At 34.8% G+C, this 19,506-nt stretch carries 15 protein-coding genes and 4 pseudogenes; 18 read left to right on the top strand and 1 reads right to left on the bottom strand.

The window, feature by feature from the left end; genetic code table 11:
- From SPD89_RS13405 to SPD89_RS13380, 6 genes and pseudogenes are all read left to right on the top strand, one after another.
- On the top strand, nucleotides 1–604 hold a 604-nt coding region (locus tag SPD89_RS13405), incomplete at its 5' end, for a DNA/RNA non-specific endonuclease (RefSeq protein ID WP_336262453.1).
- Between the two features lie 5 nt (nucleotides 605–609).
- The gene (locus SPD89_RS13400) at nucleotides 610–1,092 is read left to right on the top strand and encodes a DUF600 domain-containing protein (protein WP_336262452.1); all 483 of its coding nucleotides are present in this window, start codon (nucleotides 610–612) and stop codon (nucleotides 1,090–1,092) included.
- 555 nt (nucleotides 1,093–1,647) lie between these two features.
- Nucleotides 1,648–2,142 (top strand): annotated as a pseudogene (locus tag SPD89_RS13395) (hypothetical protein).
- Nucleotides 2,143–2,172: 30 nt separating this feature from the next.
- Nucleotides 2,173–2,691 (top strand): SecY-interacting protein Syd, encoded by a 519-nt coding sequence (locus SPD89_RS13390; protein ID WP_336262457.1) that lies wholly within the window; start codon nucleotides 2,173–2,175, stop codon nucleotides 2,689–2,691.
- Nucleotides 2,692–2,750: 59 nt separating this feature from the next.
- A pseudogene (locus SPD89_RS13385) lies at nucleotides 2,751–3,187 on the top strand (immunity protein YezG family protein); the annotation flags it as partial.
- A 463-nt stretch (nucleotides 3,188–3,650) separates the two neighbouring features.
- Nucleotides 3,651–4,277 carry a hypothetical protein gene (locus tag SPD89_RS13380; RefSeq protein WP_336262451.1) on the top strand — a complete coding sequence of 209 codons (627 nt, stop codon included), beginning with the start codon at nucleotides 3,651–3,653 and terminating at the stop codon, nucleotides 4,275–4,277.
- A gap of 48 nt (nucleotides 4,278–4,325) precedes the next feature.
- Here the strand turns inward: SPD89_RS13380 and SPD89_RS23100 are convergent.
- Nucleotides 4,326–4,499 (bottom strand): annotated as a pseudogene (locus SPD89_RS23100) (hypothetical protein); the annotation flags it as partial.
- Between the two features lie 158 nt (nucleotides 4,500–4,657).
- Here SPD89_RS23100 and SPD89_RS13375 point away from each other — a divergent pair.
- From SPD89_RS13375 to SPD89_RS13320, 12 genes and pseudogenes are all read left to right on the top strand, one after another.
- Nucleotides 4,658–5,149 (top strand): annotated as a pseudogene (locus SPD89_RS13375) (UDP-glucose--hexose-1-phosphate uridylyltransferase); the annotation flags it as partial.
- 397 nt (nucleotides 5,150–5,546) lie between these two features.
- On the top strand, nucleotides 5,547–6,542 hold the full coding sequence (locus SPD89_RS13370; protein WP_336262450.1) for an ABC transporter ATP-binding protein: 996 nt from the start codon (nucleotides 5,547–5,549) through the stop codon (nucleotides 6,540–6,542).
- Nucleotides 6,526–7,545, top strand: a complete 1,020-nt coding sequence (locus tag SPD89_RS13365; protein WP_336262449.1) for an ABC transporter ATP-binding protein — start codon at nucleotides 6,526–6,528, stop codon at nucleotides 7,543–7,545. Before SPD89_RS13370 ends, SPD89_RS13365 begins: the two co-directional genes overlap by 17 nt.
- 12 nt (nucleotides 7,546–7,557) lie before the next feature.
- Nucleotides 7,558–8,511: an ABC transporter permease gene (locus SPD89_RS13360; protein ID WP_336262448.1), complete on the top strand. Its 954-nt coding sequence runs from the start codon at nucleotides 7,558–7,560 to the stop codon at nucleotides 8,509–8,511.
- Nucleotides 8,512–8,533: 22 nt separating this feature from the next.
- Nucleotides 8,534–9,358 (top strand): ABC transporter permease, encoded by an 825-nt coding sequence (locus tag SPD89_RS13355; RefSeq protein WP_336262447.1) that lies wholly within the window; start codon nucleotides 8,534–8,536, stop codon nucleotides 9,356–9,358.
- A 19-nt stretch (nucleotides 9,359–9,377) separates the two neighbouring features.
- Nucleotides 9,378–10,946 carry an ABC transporter substrate-binding protein gene (locus SPD89_RS13350; RefSeq protein ID WP_336262446.1) on the top strand — a complete coding sequence of 523 codons (1,569 nt, stop codon included), beginning with the start codon at nucleotides 9,378–9,380 and terminating at the stop codon, nucleotides 10,944–10,946.
- A gap of 222 nt (nucleotides 10,947–11,168) precedes the next feature.
- Nucleotides 11,169–11,900, top strand: a complete 732-nt coding sequence (locus tag SPD89_RS13345; RefSeq protein ID WP_336262445.1) for a UTRA domain-containing protein — start codon at nucleotides 11,169–11,171, stop codon at nucleotides 11,898–11,900.
- A gap of 196 nt (nucleotides 11,901–12,096) precedes the next feature.
- Nucleotides 12,097–13,080 carry an SIS domain-containing protein gene (locus SPD89_RS13340; RefSeq protein WP_336262444.1) on the top strand — a complete coding sequence of 328 codons (984 nt, stop codon included), beginning with the start codon at nucleotides 12,097–12,099 and terminating at the stop codon, nucleotides 13,078–13,080.
- Nucleotides 13,081–13,181: 101 nt separating this feature from the next.
- Nucleotides 13,182–15,266 (top strand): hydantoinase/oxoprolinase family protein, encoded by a 2,085-nt coding sequence (locus tag SPD89_RS13335; RefSeq protein ID WP_336262443.1) that lies wholly within the window; start codon nucleotides 13,182–13,184, stop codon nucleotides 15,264–15,266.
- Nucleotides 15,253–16,995, top strand: a complete 1,743-nt coding sequence (locus SPD89_RS13330) for a hydantoinase B/oxoprolinase family protein (RefSeq protein ID WP_336262442.1) — start codon at nucleotides 15,253–15,255, stop codon at nucleotides 16,993–16,995. The genes SPD89_RS13335 and SPD89_RS13330 overlap by 14 nt, the downstream gene beginning before the upstream one ends.
- Before the next feature lie 32 nt (nucleotides 16,996–17,027).
- Nucleotides 17,028–17,846 carry a PfkB family carbohydrate kinase gene (locus SPD89_RS13325; protein ID WP_336262441.1) on the top strand — a complete coding sequence of 273 codons (819 nt, stop codon included), beginning with the start codon at nucleotides 17,028–17,030 and terminating at the stop codon, nucleotides 17,844–17,846.
- A gap of 70 nt (nucleotides 17,847–17,916) precedes the next feature.
- Nucleotides 17,917–19,230 carry a glucose-6-phosphate isomerase gene (locus tag SPD89_RS13320; protein WP_336262440.1) on the top strand — a complete coding sequence of 438 codons (1,314 nt, stop codon included), beginning with the start codon at nucleotides 17,917–17,919 and terminating at the stop codon, nucleotides 19,228–19,230.
- Nucleotides 19,231–19,506 lie beyond the last annotated feature (276 nt).

Here is a 19,506-nt window from a genome sequence, read left to right as displayed (position 1 = left end):
CCAGCTAGCAACCCCTGATGGAGCGATAGTTTCAGGAAGCAAAGTAGAAAACACGCATTCAGCAGAAAACTTTTTTAGAGCAAAGATTGAAAATGTGAAAGGGATTGGGAAGGGAAGTAAGGGGACTGGAACTAGCAGTGCGACAGAGGAAATTATTAGAGATGGAAGCCATATAAGCAAATCGGGAGAATTAAAGCCAAATATTAAATATCAAGCAGGAGAGTATGAGTACCTATATGAGACAGACAATATAGGAAGACTCAAAGAGTTTAATGCCGACGATTTAAAACTAACTGAAAGAGAAAGTAGATTACCACATAAGTCAAACACGCCAGGAAAAGAAACAGGTGATCATGCTGGACATATAGCTGGCGATAGGTTTGGGGGCTCTCCAGATTTAGATAATCTTGTATCTCAATCGAGTGATGTGAATTTGAGTAAATATAAGAAGTTAGAAAATCAATGGGCTTCAGCAATAAAAGAGGGGAAAAAGGTATCTGTTAATGTTAAAGTTAATTATAAGGGAACGGAATTAAGGCCGACGAGCTTTGAAATAAAATATAATATAGATGGTGTTATTAAGAAAGTAAGATTAAAAAATTAGGGGTGATGGACTTGAGTAAAGTATTTGAAGATTATTTTTCTGAATTACAAGCAGATATGGTGGCTATTTGTTTAGAATACGTTGAAAATGAAGCGGAAGATATTTACATTTACTGCTCTTATGAGCCAGATATGTATGGTTTTGACGTATTTTTTAAAATAAACGGTCAATTTGTTCTTAAACATAACTTAAATGATGCAGTAGATAGCGCAAGCACGATTGGTAAGAAAGCATTGGGTTATGATACCTCTGAACAAAGGCAAGAAGCTGTTTTAGATATTGGACTTGAAAATTTAGAAAAAATTCATGAAAAATGTAAAGAGTTTGGAAGAGAAATGCCTACAGAGATAAAATTACATTATAATGTGCAGAAGAATAGTTTAAAAGGAAAATATAGATATGATTTAGTTTATTCAAATGATGAAGAGCTTTTACCAGATGATATTTTCGAGTCATGGTTTGAGGAAGTAAAAAGTGGAAGAGGTTGAAAGGGAAGCAAGGGAATCATCTGAATAATAGAATGTCTAAATTATGAAATCATTTCATAATATTCATGATGTTATTGAATTAACTATAAACACTTGATTGCCAATTGTTCTACCCCTAAAAATAAACTAAATTTAAAGCTATTTGTCTGGTTTACCGGTTTTCAACTGGTCTCATACCAGACAATTTTTTTGCTCTCTTAGGCAGGGCCGGTAAATTAAAGCAAGCAGCTGCAATAAGTTTGAAAACAGCTCCAGCAATGAGACTGAAAGATACGATGAAAGGGTCCATAAATACCGCACGCTTAGAAGGCATGAAGCGGATGAATCAGGTAAAAGACTTCGCCAAAGGCCGCGCAGTAGCGGTGGGGAAGAAACTGGAAAAAGATATCATATGCCGCAAAAGGAATCGATAAAGGAGTTACCGCCTTTAATCGATTCAGAGAGTCCGCACTTCCTAAACATCAGTTTGCAATCCCTGACGGAGCGATAGTTTCAGGAAGCAAAGTAGAAAACACGCATGCAGCAGAAAACTTTTTTAGAGCAAAGATTGAAGATGTGAAAGGGATTGGGAAGGGGAGTAAGGGTGCAGATAATGTTAATCATCCTATAAGAACTTATAGGAATGCTGATTTAAGAAAATTAGAAGAAAAATATACTGCAGACCCAAGAATTACAATAGAAATGCCTTATGTGGGTAAGGGTAAACCAGGAACCAATTCAGAAGGCTGGTTACGTGATAAAGACTTTTATTGGAAAGAAATAATGAAACAACATCCAGAAAGTTTAAGTAAAGCAAAAAAAAAAATTTCAATTGGGTTTCTCTCCGATAAATGATAAAACATTTAGAAAACATTTCCTCAATATGATATAAAGGAATTGTATAATGATAAATTAATCCATCATCACGTAGGTGGGGGTGGTCAAGCAGTTGCAGTGCCTTCAAAGTTACACCCAGGAACAGGTGGTATACATAATGCGGAAAAAGCTGCAGGTGTTTGGGGAAATGATAGTGAATATGCTGAATTACTTGAAAAATTTTTAAATAAGTAAAGGGTGATAACTTTGTCAATTAAAGAAGCAATGCAGATATATTTTCAAATGAGAAAAGAGATGGCTAATGAAGGTTTAGATTTTTTATTTAAAACACCAATTAGTAGTGAAGATAACCTAATAATTTATAGTGGTGAAGTTGATGAAGATGAATATATCTCATGGAAACCTGTAGAAATGACTGTTTCACAAGACTTTGCAAGTTTAGAAGATGAATTTGATATAAAATTGCATAAAACAATAATTGAATATTTTAACTCATATTGGTTTGCGGATTTAGATGGATTTTATAGGGAACACTATATTACATTAGAGCCCGTCCTACCGAATAGTGAGATAAGTTCATTCGGGGAGTCATTGAAAGGATATAAAGAAAATCATGGGGATAGTTTAAAGAAGATACCTATTGGGATTGAGGGGAATGGTTTGTTTGTGGTTATTGAGAACAATAGTGGAAAAATACAATTAGAAGATTTTGAAAGAGGTACATTTGAGCATATTGCTGAGAATATTCAAGAATTAATAGGGAATTTGAGACTGAAAAGATAGCATTTTGTTTAGTGGCGAATATTTCAACAAGGGTAAGTACACAATATCAAAAAATAGCTATGCAGTTAAACAATATTATTCCAGAACCATGGGAAAAAGTATTGGTATGTTCAGAAGTTGATGAATATAGTGATTCGACGGTATTTTTCTACTATCCCAAAAATGAGCAGCAACCGATATATAGTTTGGATATTGAGGATATGGAGAGGATTGATGAGGACGAGACTGAGGTTCAATTAAATCTTCTTGACAGTATCTTAAGAGAGTTATGGGCAGAGTTTAAAAGAATAAGCAGGAACCTTGGACTAATTTAACATTCGAGTTGTATTCTTCTGGGAAGTTTGATGTTGAATTTGATTATACTTTATTGGAGAAAGAAAATAATTATAACCATTATGAGAGATTAATTATATGGAAGTATGAAAAATTAGGCATTTCCCCTGACGCAAAGAGGGAAAGTGATGTTGAGCTAATTAAAGAATATATTAATACAAAAAATGAATTTTATCTAATCCAGCAAAAAAGAAAGCACCTGATTTCCAAATATACCCCTAGAGTTAGATCACAAATCTAATTCTAGGGTCTTTTATGTGAGGTATGATGTAAATCACGCTGGATGATCTTTTCGGCGGTGAAAACTTTTACGTAGATCAAATTAAACTTGAATATGAACAGATAAAAGAAATGCACCCTGACCAAGAATTCACCTTAGAAGAATACAGGCAAGTAGCACTAAACACTCATGCGTTTGAATACACCTCGATAAAAGATCAGTAATATTAGAAAACTAGGCGGCCGAGATTTCGGCTGCCTTAGTTGCACTTATGCAGTAAGAAAGTGATTACTTTCTTACTGCCAATAAAGAGTTCTGGGTCAGTATTGCGGCCCTAGTAGTCATAGTAGGTGCTGCGCTCATTTTTCCTCCAGCAGGTATTGCACTTGGAGCAATTTATGGTACATTGGAATTATCTACTGCCGTCACAGGAAAAGATTGGGTATCTAGACGCGAAGTTGGGACGGGAGAACGATGGTTTAGAGGTGGATTGGCACCACTAGATCTCATTCCAGGTGTAAGTTCTGTGAAAAAGTTTGCAGTCCTTGGCAGAGCCGGAAAATTGAAACAAGCTGCCACGATAAGTTTGAAAACATCTCCGGCAATGAGACTGAAAGATACGGTGAAAGGGTCGGTTCATACAGCACGCTTAGAAGGCATGAAGCGGATGAATCAGGTAAAAGACTTCGCCAAAGGCCGAGCAGTAGCGGTAGGGAAGAAACTAGAGAAAGATATCATTGATACTGCAAAAGGAATCGATAAAGGAGTTACCGCCTTTAATCGATTCAGAGAATCCGCACTCCCCAACCCCCAGCTAGCAACCCCTGATGGAGCGATAGTTTCAGGAAGCAAAGTAGAAAACACGCATTCAGCAGAAAACTTTTTTAGAGCAAAGATTGAAGATGTGAAAGGGATTGGGAAGGGAAATAAGGGCGCGGGTGATGGTATTACAAAAGATGAATATAAAAATTTGAGGAAAAAGACACCAAGTAACGATATAAGAAAAATGGTTAATCCAGATGATAAGATATAAGGCTTCATCTACCTCATCCATTACTTCTGCGCTAAGTTTTCCAGCACACCATACAGTACTGCTATCGAAAACACTTCTGGGAATAGTATATGGTTGAGAACATAGCACATAAGTTTCTTTGTGAAGCTTTGTTGTGCCTTTTTCAATTGTGGCACTTAATACATTATCCTTTTCTTCAGGATCACTTGTTGTTAAAAGAACTACAATAGTATTACGTGCCATTAACTTACACTCCAATCCCATCAAATAAATTTAACTGAACCACACTTAACAGTGCCAAATCTCTTCAGGGTTTCTAATTCTGTTTCACTAATTAAATATCTTAACACAAAACTGCGGTCGATGATTCTATTGGATTAGCTTCCTATCAAATGGATTTGAAAAAAGATCCGGAACAAATAAAAAGAGAACGTGAAATGACACGTTTGCAGATTGAATATCCTAAATGTTTATTATGTGTTGAAAATGAAGGATATGAAGGACGAACTGGCTATCCGGCTCGTGCAAATCATCGAATAATTAAAATACCTCTTTTGGATGAAAATTGGTATTTACAATATTCACCTTATATTTATTAAAATGAACATAGTATTCTACTGTGCGAAACCCATCGCGATATGAAGATTGATCGAGATACTTTTGAACGGTTGTTATTATTTGTTGAAAAGTATCCTCATTATTTCATAGGATCCAATGCAGATTTACCAATTGTAGGTGGTTCTATTTTAAGCCATGATCATTATCAAGCTGGTCGACATTCATTTGCAATGGAAAAAGCTGAAAGTCTCTTTACGTTTGAATTAAATCAATTTGAAGGAATTCGTGCTGTTGTATTGAAGTGGCCTCTTAGAAAATCAATTACGAAGATTAAGTAAAACTAAAAACATGTCACAGCAAGCCCATGCTGATTTAGCTGGTCTTCAATTGACCAGTCCGGGTGGAAACCTATAAGTAAAATATGTTTGAGATGTTTGGGAAGCCGGGGTATGGGAAGTGAATAGTGAATATTTGATTCCTTAATTCAAAACTTTTTTGGATTAGGGGATTTTTGTTTTAAAAATGAAAGGCAATGTATAGGCTTACTGAATATCAAAAATGACGGAAATGTGAATTAACTTAACTTTAGAATATTTTAATAGACTAGGAAAATAAAAATTATTATTGACTAAAACATATTAAGATATTAATATATAATATAACGTTATATAATATCTTAATCCTATTTATATTGTAATATAATTTAATTATTATTATCAGGGGGGAGTAAGTTTGCAACATAATATGCTTGATATACAAGATTTAACTATAGAGTTTAAGACAGAGAATGGACTTTTTCCTGCTGTTAATGATATCAATCTAAGTATTAAACAGGGAGAAATAATGTGTATAGTTGGAGAAAGCGGAAGCGGAAAAACAATAACATCCTTATCGATAATGCAAATATTGCCTTCAATTGCAAACGTTTCCTCCGGAGAGATATGGTTTAAGGAACAAAATTTATTAGCTTTAAATAAAAAAGAAATGTCTGGTATAAGAGGTAATAGTGTATCGATGATATTTCAAGATGCTATGTCATCACTAGATCCGCTTTTCACATGTGGTCATCAAATTGTTGAAACAATAAGAACACATAAAAAAGATGTTACTAAAGAACAGGCACTAGAAAAAGCAAAAGAACTTTTAAAAAAAGTAGGGATTGCTCATCCCGACACAATTGTTAACGCTTATCCTTATGAATTATCTGGTGGGATGTGTCAAAGGGTAATGATTGCTATGGCTCTTTCTTGTGAACCAAAACTACTTATTGCAGATGAACCGACAACTGCTTTGGATGTAACTGTTCAATCTCAAATACTTAAACTGTTGAAGCAAATTCGTAAAGATTTTAATACTAGTATTATGTTTATTACTCATGATTTAGGTGTAGTAGCAGAAATTGCCGATCGGGTAGCTGTTATGTACGCTGGAAGGATTGTCGAAGAAGGAGATGTAAAATCAATATTTAATAATCCACAGCATCCATATACAGAAGGCTTGCTAAAGTCTATTCCAAAGTTAAATGTGAAGAGTGAGAGGTTCTACAGTATTAAAGGATCTGTTCCGAGTATTACTGAAATGCCTGTAGGATGCAAGTTTAACCCAAGATGTTCTAAGGCATTTGCAAATTGTTTTAAAAAAGAACCACCAGCTTTTAATGTCGGTGAACACCGAAAAGTACGCTGCTGGTTAATGGATGACGAGAGGATGAATGATAGTGGAGAATGAAACAATATTAGAAATAAATAACATAAAAAAACATTTCCCTATCAGCAAAAAAGGTTTATTTTCTAAACCGACCGACTATGTGAAAGCGGTAGATGGTATAAATCTTAGTATAAAAAAAGGCGAAACATTTGGCCTTGTAGGAGAGTCCGGATGTGGAAAAAGTACATTATCAAGATTAATAACTAGATTAATAGAACCCGATGAGGGAGAAGTTATCTTTGATGGACAAGACTTTCTTAAATTAAAGGGAAAAGCTTTAAGAAAAGAACGACAAAAGATTCAAATGGTTTTTCAAAATCCGTTTGAATCATTAAATCCTAGAATGAAGATTGAAGATATAATTGGTGCTTCCTTTGATATCCATAGAATGGAAAAAGGAGAGGAAAGACGAAAGAAAGTAGAAACTCTTATAGAAAAAGTTGGTTTAGATTCTAAGTTTTTATCTAGATACCCACATGAACTATCTGGAGGACAAAGACAAAGAATAGGAATTGCTAGGGCTATAGCTCTTAATCCTAAATTTATTATTTGTGATGAATCCGTATCAGCTTTGGATGTATCGGTTCAATCTCAAATTTTAAACTTGCTTAATGATATACAAGAAGAATTTAATCTTACATATTTATTTATATCGCATGATCTGTCTGTGATAAAAAATGTAAGTCATCGAATAGCTGTTATGTACTTAGGTAAAATTGTTGAAGTAGCTGAAGCAGAAGAGTTATATAAAGATCCAAAACACCCTTATACGCAAGCATTGCTATCTTCAATACCAATTCCAGAACCGGATACTGAATACGAAAAGAATCCTATTGAGCTTAAAGGAGATATACCAAGTCCCGTAAATCCTCCTAAAGGATGTAATCTCTGTACAAGATGTCCTTTTGTAATGCCGATTTGCCATGAACAAGAACCGGAGTTAGATGAAATAGAAAAGGACCATAATGTAGCATGTCATCTTTACTCTACAAATTCTGAATTAAAAGAAAGTAAGGTTTTATAAGGAGGGATTACAATGGGACAAGATTTAATAAAAAGAATACTTATAATTATTGTTCAAATTATTATTGTGGCAAGCATTGTTTTTTCTGCAATCAGATTTATGCCTGGAGATCCTGCTGTGTTAGTTCTAGGTACGGAAAAGGGTGCTGATCCGGAAGCTGTTGCTGAGATGAGGGAAACTTTAGGTTTAAATCAACCTTTTTTCACACAATATTTTGATTGGATGAAAAATGCAGTCACACTTGATTTTGGACAATCTATCTTTACTGGAACGGATGTTACGGAAAGTATAATGGAAAGGCTCCCAAAAACATTAGAACTTGCATTTCTAGCAATGCTGCTTGCTACATTCATTGGTGTTCCGTTGGGGATTGCAGCGGCTCTTAAGCGAGGAAGTATTGCGGATTCTATTGTAACCACATTCGCGGCGGTAGGAATATCTTTTCCTGTCTATATTATCGGAACCTTTTTAATATTGTTGTTAAGTTTTAAGCTAAACCTGTTACCTGCAAGTGGGTATGTTTCATTTTCCGATAACCCGCTAGAACATTTACAAAAAATGGCATTACCAGCTCTTACTCTTTCTCTAGGTCTAGCTTCTACGATTGCAAGAATGACTCGTTCATCGATGTTGGAAGTTCTAAATAAAGATTTTATTCAAACATTGCGTGCGAAAGGTCTTAATGAGAACAAAGTCATTTTTAAACATGCATTCAGAAATGCAATTATTTCAGTGATTACAGTAATAGGTTTGGAACTTGGGAATCTTATAGGTGGTACAGTGCTAATAGAATATCTATTTAATTACCCCGGCCTAAGTTCATTGTTGATTCAGTCTATTGATAATCGAGATTATCCTTTAATACAGGGTTCAATTGTGTTTATAGCAACATTATATATATTAATTAATCTGTTTGTTGAAATCCTTTATGGTGTAATGGATCCAAGGACTAGAAAACAACAGTAGAAAGGTTAAAGGGGGGAGAAAATTGATCAAAAAGATGTTGAAAAATAAAGTATTTGTTGTATGTTTTCTATTATTTATCGTTATCATTGTTCTTTCTGTGATTGGTCCTTGGTTAGCTCCGCAAGATCCATTAGAAATTAATTCTAATAAAGTACTGCAACCTGGAGATTCTGAAAACATCCTTGGAACCGATGAATTTGGAAGGGATATTTTTAGCAGATTACTATTAGGTATAAGACCTACGATAACTGTAGCATTGGGAGCAACATTTATCGCGTTTTTCTTTGGGTCTTTATTGGGAATGATTGCTGGATATTTAAGAGCTTTGCCTGAAAAACTGATAATGAGAGGAGCTGATATTATATTAAGTTTTCCTCCCATTCTATTAGCTTTACTAGTTGTCGGATTCTGGGGAGGAGGAGTTAAAAATTTAATAATAATAATTGGAATTGTTTATATACCATATTTTGCACGTCTTGCTTATTCTTCAACCATCCAAGTTAAAGGATTGGAATATGTGCAAAGTGAAATTCTATTAGGAGCTTCTCATGTTCGAGTATTATTGAAAGTTATATTTCCGAATATCCTTTCTCCTCTTATTATTCAATGTAGTTTAACGATGGCTGCAGCAATATTATTGGAATCTGGTCTCAGTTTCCTCGGACTTGGAATAATACCTCCAGATCCATCATGGGGACAAATGATCGGAGAAGCTAGAGGTTATATCTTCTCTTATCCTATGTATGTCATTTGGCCTTCATTGCTACTTGGATTAACGATTCTATCTATAAATTTATTGGGAGATAGTTTAAGAGATATTCTAGATCCAAAGTTGAAAATAAAATAAAAAAATAGGAGTTGAGAAAATGAAAAGAAAGAGTTTATTATTCTTTGTTAGTTTATTAAGTGTCATTATTCTTATTAGTGCCTGCTCATCATCGGACTCTGTGAATGATGGCAACGACGAAAATGGTGAGACTACCTCAGGGGGAGAATTAAAATTTGGTTTAGCTGCTGAACCTGATACGATGGATCCGCTCGTCCAAAATGGGACACACGGAAGAACTATTAAGCTAGCAATTTATCGTGGTTTATTTAACTATAACAAAGAGGGAGAGTTGCAACCAGAACTTGCAGAGGATTATTCGGTCTCAGATGATGGCAAAATTTATACTTTCAATCTACGGGATGCAAAATTCCATAATGGCGATGCTGTAACTGCAGAAGACGTAAAATATACATTTGATCGAATTTTAGAAAAAGGAAGTAAAGCAACATTTGCTACTGAATTATCTGTGATTGATAATGTTAAGGTTGTGGATGAGAAAACAGTAGAATTTAATTTAACTGAGCCATCTGCACCACTACTACACTATTTAGCTATTCCTGAATCAGTGATTGTTTCAAAAAGCTGGATAGAAGAACATGGGGAAAATGCTGACCCCATGGGAGCAGGTCCATTTAAGTTTGTAGAGTGGAAAAAAGGACAACAATTTATTGTTGAAAAATTTGACGAATTTTATATATCCGAAAAACCAAAGTTGGATGAAATTAGATTTGTCTTTTATCCTGATGAAAACACAAGAAGTAATGCATTAAGAGCAGGAGATGTAGATTTAATTGAAACAGTGCCTTGGAAGGACGTAGAATCGATGGAAAATGACCCTAACTTGAAACTAGATAGTGTTAACGGTCCTTTCATGAAATTACAATTTAATACAGAGTTTGAACCATTTAATGATCCTAAAGTAAGACAAGCAATATCTTACGCCATAGATAGAGCTACAATACTTAATACTGCTTTTAGTGGACGAGGCGAAGAAATTTATGGGATTGCAATTCCAGAAGGATATATGGGATATAGTGAAGAATACGCAAATTATTTTGAACATGATGTTGAAAAAGCAAAAGAGTTATTAGCTGAAGCTGGTTATCCAGATGGATTCAGTGCTAGACTATTGGCTACTTCACAATACACATTCCATGAACAAACAGCTGTAGCTGTTAAATCGGAATTAGAGAAAATCGGTATTGAAATAGAGTTAGACCTTCCTGACTGGGCATCAAGAATTAATAAGAATACGGAAGGGGATTATGATTTTCTCGTAGCTGGTACGTCGGGTGACATTACCGATGCGGATTGGTTGAGCAACTTCTACACAAGTGGTGACGTAAGACTGAATAACTCCGCTTATTTTAAAGATGAAAAAATTGATGAATTACTTAACGAGGGTAGAACTGAAACGGATGAGCAAAAGAGAGAAGAAATTTATGATGAGCTTATTGAAAGATCGTTAGAACTTAGTCCGTTCGTTTATTTAACATGGCGTGAACAGAGTTATGGAATGTCTAATGATGTAGAAGGATTTAAAAATTTACCTGGATTTCTGTCATTCCAGTCTGGAATTACATTAGATGAGGTTACTGTGAAATAAAAATAAGTTACGTAGTGTATAAAAACTATAACTAACCTTCTTAGTTAAAACATTATTTATTGAACTGTGCTCTGGAACATCTATATAACAAAAAAATTTAATGATGAATAATAAAAATTATTATATACTTCAGAAAAATTAAAAATCATTCTAATGAATATTGATTATTATGCATCACTAATATAACATTAATGTGAATATACCTAGGAGGGTTAGTTTTAGATGGAAAAATTAAATACTGCTAGTCAAATACCACTGTATCATCAATTAAAACAAATTATAATAGAAGATGTTGAGAGTGGGAAATACGAGGTTGGTGAACAATTACCAACAGAAATTGAATTATGTGACTATTATAGTGTCAGTAGAATCACGGTAAGAAGAGCAATATCAGATCTTGTTGATGAAAAAGTTTTGTACCGAAAACAAGGAAAAGGAACTTTCGTCAGTGAGGCAAAGATAGAAAGAGAGTTAATATCAATTGGAAGTTTCTCTGATATTACAACTGAATCTGGAAAAGAACCTAGTACGCAAATCTTGGGAACTAAAATTAAGAAACCTAGCAAAGAATTATGTAAATTATTAACGATAAGTAGAGACGAAGATGTTTTAGAGTTGAGACGTCTCTTAAGCATTAATGATGAACCGTTTATTATAGAAACTTCACATTATCCAATATCACGATTTCCTAATTTGGAAACATATATAACTAGCAATCAATCTACGTATAAAATATTAAGAGAAAATTATGATGTGGAGATCGTTAAGGCTGAGAAAACATTAGACGTAAAACTATCGAATCCCGAGCAATCTGAGATTTTTGAATGTGATACAAACTCAGTTTTATATTTATTAAAAAAGACAGCGTTCGATAAAAAGGATGAAGTAGTTCATGTATCTAATTCACTTTTTCTGGCATCAAAGGTAACGTTTACTTTTACTGTGAAAGAATAAGTAAATACATATGAAATTAGAAGCTTTTGTGAGTTTGGAGGGGGTATTATTACAATTCCCCCTGATAATTTCATTATATTTCTCTGTATCTTCATGATAAATAACTGAAGATTAATTTTTTTAGAAATTTGACTAATACGTTATATAACGTTATAATATGTAACGAAACATAAGATGTTGTTATAGGAGGAGTAAAATGTTAAAAAACTATACTGGACAAGAAGCGCTTGAAAGGACTTTAGAGGCTCTAAAAAATAAAACGATTAAGAGAGTATTTTATGTAGCGTGTGGGGGTTCATCCGCATTAACATATTCAAGTAAATACATAATTGATCGTGATTCTAAAACGATGACTGCGGAAGCTTATAATTCAAATGAATTTATCTATCGCAATCCAGCTAAATTAGACGAAGATTCACTTGTAATTGCTATTTCACATTTAGGTAACACACCTGAAACTACTGCGGCTGCAGAATTTGCAAGAGATAAAGGAGCTACTGTTGTATCATTTACTTATGAAGCTGATTCTCCGCTTGCAAAAGCATCTGATTACAGAATCGATTATCAGTATGGACCGCAAGTAAACCCAGCTGATTCTAGAAATATTCAAATTATTCAACTTACATTAGGGTTATTAAAAATTAAAGAAGGTCACACTAAATATGATGCTTTGGTTTCAAGTTTGCCTAGTTTACAATATACAGTAGATAAAGCAATTGAAACATATGCAAAAAGAGCTACAGAGTATGCAGAAAAATATCAAAATGAAAAAATGATCTATACAATGGCTAGCGGTAGTAACTTTGGTGTTGCATATACATTTGCTATTTGTATATTAATGGAGGCACAATGGATCAACTCACATGCAATCCATGCTGGAGAGTTCTTCCACGGTCCTTTTGAAATTGTCGATAAAGAAACACCATTTGTTTTATTACTTGGCTTAGATGAAACAAGATTTATGGAAGAAAGAGCTTTGAAGTTTTTAAATACGTACGCAGAAAAAACGTTTATTTTAGATGCGAAGGAATTCGATCTATCAAAAGTTGAAGAGTCTATTCATGGTGAAGTAGCATCTGTAATTCATTTATATGTACTACGTGCTCTTTCAAGAGAGTTTGCTAAAGTGCGTAATCATCCGTTAGATACAAGAAGATATATGCATAAAGTAGAATATTAATTAGTACTTGTGTATCGGATAGACTTGTTTAATCGACTCCTATTGTTTATAAAATAGGAGTTGATTTTTCAGAATTACAGCCTAGAAAAGGAGGAGTTAGCATGCGATATATGGTTGGTGTTGATGTAGGAGGAACATTTACAGATGTAACGATGGTAGACTCAAAGTCTGGAAATGTTGAAAATCATAAATTACCTTCTACACCTCAAGATCCTTCAAAAGCAATTATGAATGGTATTAACGAATTACTTGAGCTACAGAATGTTTCAAATGAAGAAGTGACATATCTTGCACATGGAACAACTGTGGCAACAAACGCCTTGATTGAAAGAAAGGGAGCCCAAACTGCACTCATAGTGACAGAAGGTTTTAAAGATTTATTAGAAATTGCTCGCCAAACAAGACCGAATTTATATGATTTGTTTCAAGAAAAGCCTGAACCAATGATAGCTGGAGATTTACGATTTGAAGTAGAAGAAAGATTGTATGCAAATGGTTCAATAAGAACGCCAATTAATAAGGAACAATTAAGAGCTATTATTGAAGAAATAAAAAGTAAAGGCATTCAATCTATTGCAGTATGTTTTCTATTTTCATTTAACAATCCAATTCATGAGCAAATTGCGGTAGAGGAAATCAAAAAATTATATCCGTCTGCTTTTGTGTCTGCCTCACACCAAATTGTTCCTGAGTTTAGAGAATACCCGAGGCTAACTACGACAACGATGAATGCCTATCTTGGACCGGTGATGCAAACATATATGGAAAACTTTAGGGCTTCTGTGAAAAAAGCGAATATACCTGTTGAACCATATATAACTCAATCGAATGGAGGAATTATTTCCATTCAAGAGTCTGTTTCAAGCCCAGTAAAAACTGCTTTATCTGGTCCAGCTGCAGGAGTAGTAGCTGCATCGCATGTTGCTGAATTAACTGGATATAAAAATTTAATTACTTTTGATATGGGTGGAACGTCAGCCGATTTTAGTTTAATTGAAAATGGAGAGCCGAAAGTTTCTATGGATAGAGAAATAGAAGGATTCCCGGCAAGAATACCAATGTTAGATATTCATACATATGGTGCTGGAGGAGGCTCAATTGCCTGGTTAGATGATGGTGGTGCTTTAAAAGTAGGTCCAGAAAGTGCTGGGGCTGTTCCTGGACCAGCTGCATATGGAAGAGGTGGGACATTACCTACCGTAACGGATGCTAACGTTGTTTTAGGAAGATTAAATCCGAATGGTATTTTAGATGGTAAAATGGATTTGGATGTAGAAGCTTCTAAAAGAGCAATCGAAGAACATATTTGTAAAAAAACGAACCTTTCTTTAATCGAAGCTGCAAGTGGTATTCTTTCTGTTGTTAATGCAAATATGACACGTGGAGTAAGGCTAATTTCTGTTGAGAAAGGTTATTCTCCAAGTGAGTTTTCTCTCGTATCATTTGGTGGAGGTGGAGGCCTTCATTGTGGTTCTTTAGCAAAAGAATTAAATATTTCTACATTGATCGTACCACCATCTCCTGGGACATTTAGCTCCATGGGATTACTAGTAACTGATATAAAATCGGACTATGTGAAAACGGAGTTACTTGAACCAATTGAACAAAACTTAGTTACTATTCAAGATCATTTTAAAGAAATGGAAGAAGAGGGAACAAAACTATTAGTATCTGAAAAAATAGACAACGATAAAAGAGTATTTCAGCGCTCGATTGATATTCGTTTTAAAGGACAGAATTATGAATTATCTGTTCCAATAGAATTAGAAGATTTAAAGAAAGAAAACATTGATAAAGTAATTAATAAGTTCCATGAAATTCATGAAAAAGCGTATGGATATTCGGATAAATTAGCAACAGTAGAATTTGTTAATTACCGTCTAACGGCATGTGGAGAATTACCAAAGGTTGATTTGAATAAAGAAACGATAACCAATGAAGAAGTAGTTTCATCCAAAACAAAAAGAAAAGTTTATTTTGCAGAAGTGGAAGAACCAAAGTATTATGATACAGATATTTTTCAACGAACCGAACTTAATGCGGGAGATCGAATCATCGGCCCGGCAATTGTTGAACAATTAGATACAACTATTTTAATATTACCTGATCAAACTGCCTTTGTTGACCCATATCAAAATTTGATTATCAATGCATCGAATGGGGTGAATAATGATGACGAAAAATGAAATTAGTCCAATAACTTTAGAAATTATGGGGAATTTAATTTTGTCGGTTGCTGAAGAAATGGGAGTAATTTTAGTTAAGACAGCTTATTCAACAAATATAAAAGAAAGAAAAGATGCTTCCACTGCGATTTTTGATGGAAAAGGACGTATGATCGCACAGGCTGAACATGTTCCGATGCATTTAGGATCAATGTTAAGTGTAGTTACAGAAATTTTAAAGAAATTCCCTGTTGATACTATTGAACCAGGCGATATGTTTATAACAAATGATCCTTATACAGGCGGTGGAACACATCTACCTGATATTACAATGGTAGAGCCAGTTTTTGTTGAGGGGAAAATAGCAGCCTTTGTTGCCAATATTGCCCATCATTCCGATATTGGCGGAAAAGTTCCTGGTAGTACGTCCGCTGATGCAGAAAGTATTTTCCAAGAAGGTATCCGTATACCTTTAGTGAAAATATGCCGTAAAGGTGAAATTGTAGATGAATCGATTGAATTTATTTTAAATAACACCCGTACGGCGGAAGAAAGAAAAGGTGATTTATTCGCTCAAATTTCCTGTAATAAAGCGGGGACTAAGCGAATGAAAGAAGTTATTAATAAGTATGGTGTAGAAAAGTTTTCTTTATATACGGATGGACTTTTAAATTATGCAGAAAATTTGATGCGTGTAGGAATAAAGAATTTACCGGATGGTGAATATTCTTTTGAAGATTATTTAGATGATGACGGAGTAGATTTAAATAAACCAGTGCCAATTAAAGTGAAAATAACGATAAAAGATGATAAAGCAATTGTTGATTTTGATGGTTCTAGTCCACAAGTAAAAGGGCCATTAAATTTAGTTTTATCAGGAACGCTTACTACTGTCTTTTATTGTTTTAAAGCTATCGCTGGTCCAACAATTTTTGCTAATGAAGGAATCTATCGTGCTATCCAGGTGAAAGCACCGGAAAATTCAATCGTAAATTGTTCAACACCTGCACCGGTTGGAGTTAGAATTGATGCTGCTCAAAGGATTGCAGATGTTATTTTTGGAGCATTAGCAAAAGCAACACCTGAACGAGTTATCGCTGCATGTAATAGTTCGGTAACATCAGCGATATTCTCAGGAGTTAATCCTGAAACAAACAATTATTTTGTTTATTTGGAAACAATCGCAGGTGGCTCAGGTGCTCATCAAAAAAACGATGGGTTAAGCGGGGTTCAAGTGCACATGACTAATACTTCTAACCTTCCTGTTGAGGCATTAGAACGTGAATATCCTATTATGGTAGAAACGTATAAATTTGCAGAAGATTCAGGTGGTCCAGGATATCATCGAGGTGGCCTTGGGTTAGAAAGACAATTTAGAATGTTAGGAGACAACTTGAATTATACTGGATTAGGTGAAAGACATGTATTTTCTCCTTGGGGAATTTCAGAGGGAAAAAACGGTGCACCAGGAAGTTTTTGGTTAGAAAAAGATGGCCAAGATAAAGAAAAACTTAATTCAAAAGTATCGGATATAAGTTTAAAAAAGGATGATTTAATTACCGTACATACTCCTGGAGCAGGAGGTTATGGAAATCCTATGGACAGACCGGTCGAAAAAGTGTTACAGGATGTCAAAGAAGGAAAAGTCTCCGTCTCTTCAGCGAAGCATGACTATGGTGTAATTATATCTCAGGATTTAGAAGCGGTAGATTTGGAAGCCACAAAAAAGTATCGAGCTGATAATAAGTAAGGTGGATCCTATTTCAAGATAGGAGTGGTGATTTGAAAATTATTGGAATTGGTGACAATGTAGTTGATTATTATAAACATCAAGGTCTTATCTACCCTGGTGGAAATGCTTTAAATGTAGCAGTAATAGGAAAAAGAAATGGAGCAGAGAAAGCTGCATTCTTGGGGATTTTCGGAAGTGATGTCCCCTCTAATCATGTTATTTCTTGTTTAGAAGAAGAGAAAATTGATATATCCCGGAGCAGACATGCAATTGGAGAATGTGGTGAAGCGACTATTTCTATTGAAGATGGAGATAGAGTGTTTATAGGCTCAAACCGCAGAACGAGAATTGAATCATTATTAAGAATTAATCTCCAAGAAGACGATTTAGAGTATATCAATGAATTTGATATTGTACACACAAGTGTAAACAGCAAAGTAGAAACAGAACTTAAAAAAATCTCCCATAAAGCTATTTCTTATGATTTTTCTGATAAAAGAAAATGGGATAAAGAAATTATTGAAAATATTGCACCACACATAACATATGCCTTCTTTTCGGGTAGTGATCTTGAGGACGAAGAAATATTTTCGTTAATAAATTATGTACAACAATTTGATGTGCACGTTGTTGGTGTCACACGTGGGGAAAAGACAGCGATATTTTCAATTGAAGGAGAAATTTATAAGCAAGATCCACTTCCAACAAAATTAGTTGATACAATGGGAGCGGGTGATTCATTTATAGCTGGGTTTTTAACAAGTTATGGGGAAAGCTATGATCCTAAATTGGCATTACGTAAGGCTACTGAATCAGCAGCGATTACTTGTGGTCACTACGGAGCTATTGGTTATCCGAAAGAAAAGTAATAAATTTGCGATTTACTCCCTGAAAATAATTTTAGGGAGTTTTTATATTACATATTAAAGGAGAAATTCGATGACTCATTTATCTTTTACATATGAAGGTGTATCAGCTTTTATCGAACAAAAAGAAATAGCAGATTATCGTAATCGTGTGTTAGAGGCGCATGAAAAGTTACATAAAAAAACTGGGCAGGGAAATGAGTATCTTGGATGGTTATATTTGGAACAAGACCCTGCTGAACTAAAGCGGATTAAGATGGCTGCAGAAAAAATTCAACAAGATTCGGATGTTTTAATTGTGATCGGAATTGGTGGATCTTATTTAGGGGCTCAAGCAGCGATTCAAATGTTAACCCATTCATTTAGTGATTTGCTGTCAAAAGAAGAACGAAAAACACCACATGTATTTTTCGTTGGTCAACATATAAGTGCTACATATAAACAAGAATTATTATCGGTCATTAAGGATAAAGATGTTTCCATTAACGTCATTTCAAAAAGTGGGACAACAACGGAACCGGCAATTGCCTTTCGGATCTTCCGTAAATTTTTGGAAGAGAAGTACGGAAAAGAAGAGGCAAGTAAACGAATTTATGCAACAACAGATAAAGAAAAAGGTGCCTTAAAGACACTCGCAGATGAGGAAGGGTATGAAACGTTTGTTATCCCTGACGATATTGGAGGACGCTATTCTGTCCTCACGCCTGTAGGTCTATTACCAATGGCTGTGAGTGGGATCGCCGTCGATGACGTGTTGGCGGGCGCAAAGGAAGCGACGGAGGATTTGAGTGTGTCCGAGTTTTCCGAGAATCCTGCGTATCAATATGCGGCGATTCGAAATATTTTATATGAAAAAGGCTTTACAACAGAGATTCTAGCAAACTATGATCCAAAGTTGCGCTTCTTTTCCGATTGGTGGGTGCAGTTATTCGGAGAAAGTGAAGGGAAAGAAGGAAAAGGCATTTTTCCAACAGCCGCTACCTTTACAACCGACTTGCATTCCTTAGGACAATACATCCAAGAAGGACGACGGAATTTGTTTGAAACGGTATTACGAGTACAGTTCGAAGAAAAAGATCTTTATGTAGAACAGGAAGAAAACGATCTCGATGGCCTCAATTATCTCGTTGGAAAATCGTTACATGAAATAAATATCACCGCAAGCGAAGCAACATTAAAAGCACATATCGATGGTGGAGTTCCAAACCTAGTAATTGATTTGCCTATCATCGACGCGTACACATTTGGGTATATGGTGTATTTCTTTGAAAAAGCCTGTGCAGTAAGTGGGTATTTACTTGGTGTTAATCCATTTGACCAATCAGGGGTGGAAGCATATAAGCAGAATATGTTTGAGATGCTGGGGAAACCGGGGTATGGGAAGTGAGAAGTAAAAGTTAGTGGAACATAAAGTCCCTTTATTCAAAAAAAATTGGATGAAGGGGTTTTTTGTTCGCCCATTATGGAGCGCTGTGTGCGATCGTTATAGTTGCATGCACGATAAGAATATCTAGACCTATTTGTTTTACATTAAATTATAACGTTTAGATTTACTGTGATTGTAAAATCATATAGAATAAATATATATTATTCTAATGTGGAAAAATTTTAAAAGAGATGAAAATCAGTGTGTTAGCTTATTTAACACACTGATTTTTTATCT

This window comes from Pseudogracilibacillus sp. SO30301A (genome assembly GCF_037072025.1).
GTDB lineage: Bacteria > Bacillota > Bacilli > Bacillales > Amphibacillaceae > Pseudogracilibacillus.
The sequence above is the reverse complement of the archived record's forward strand: the minus strand, read 5'-3'. Positions and strand labels throughout refer to the sequence as shown.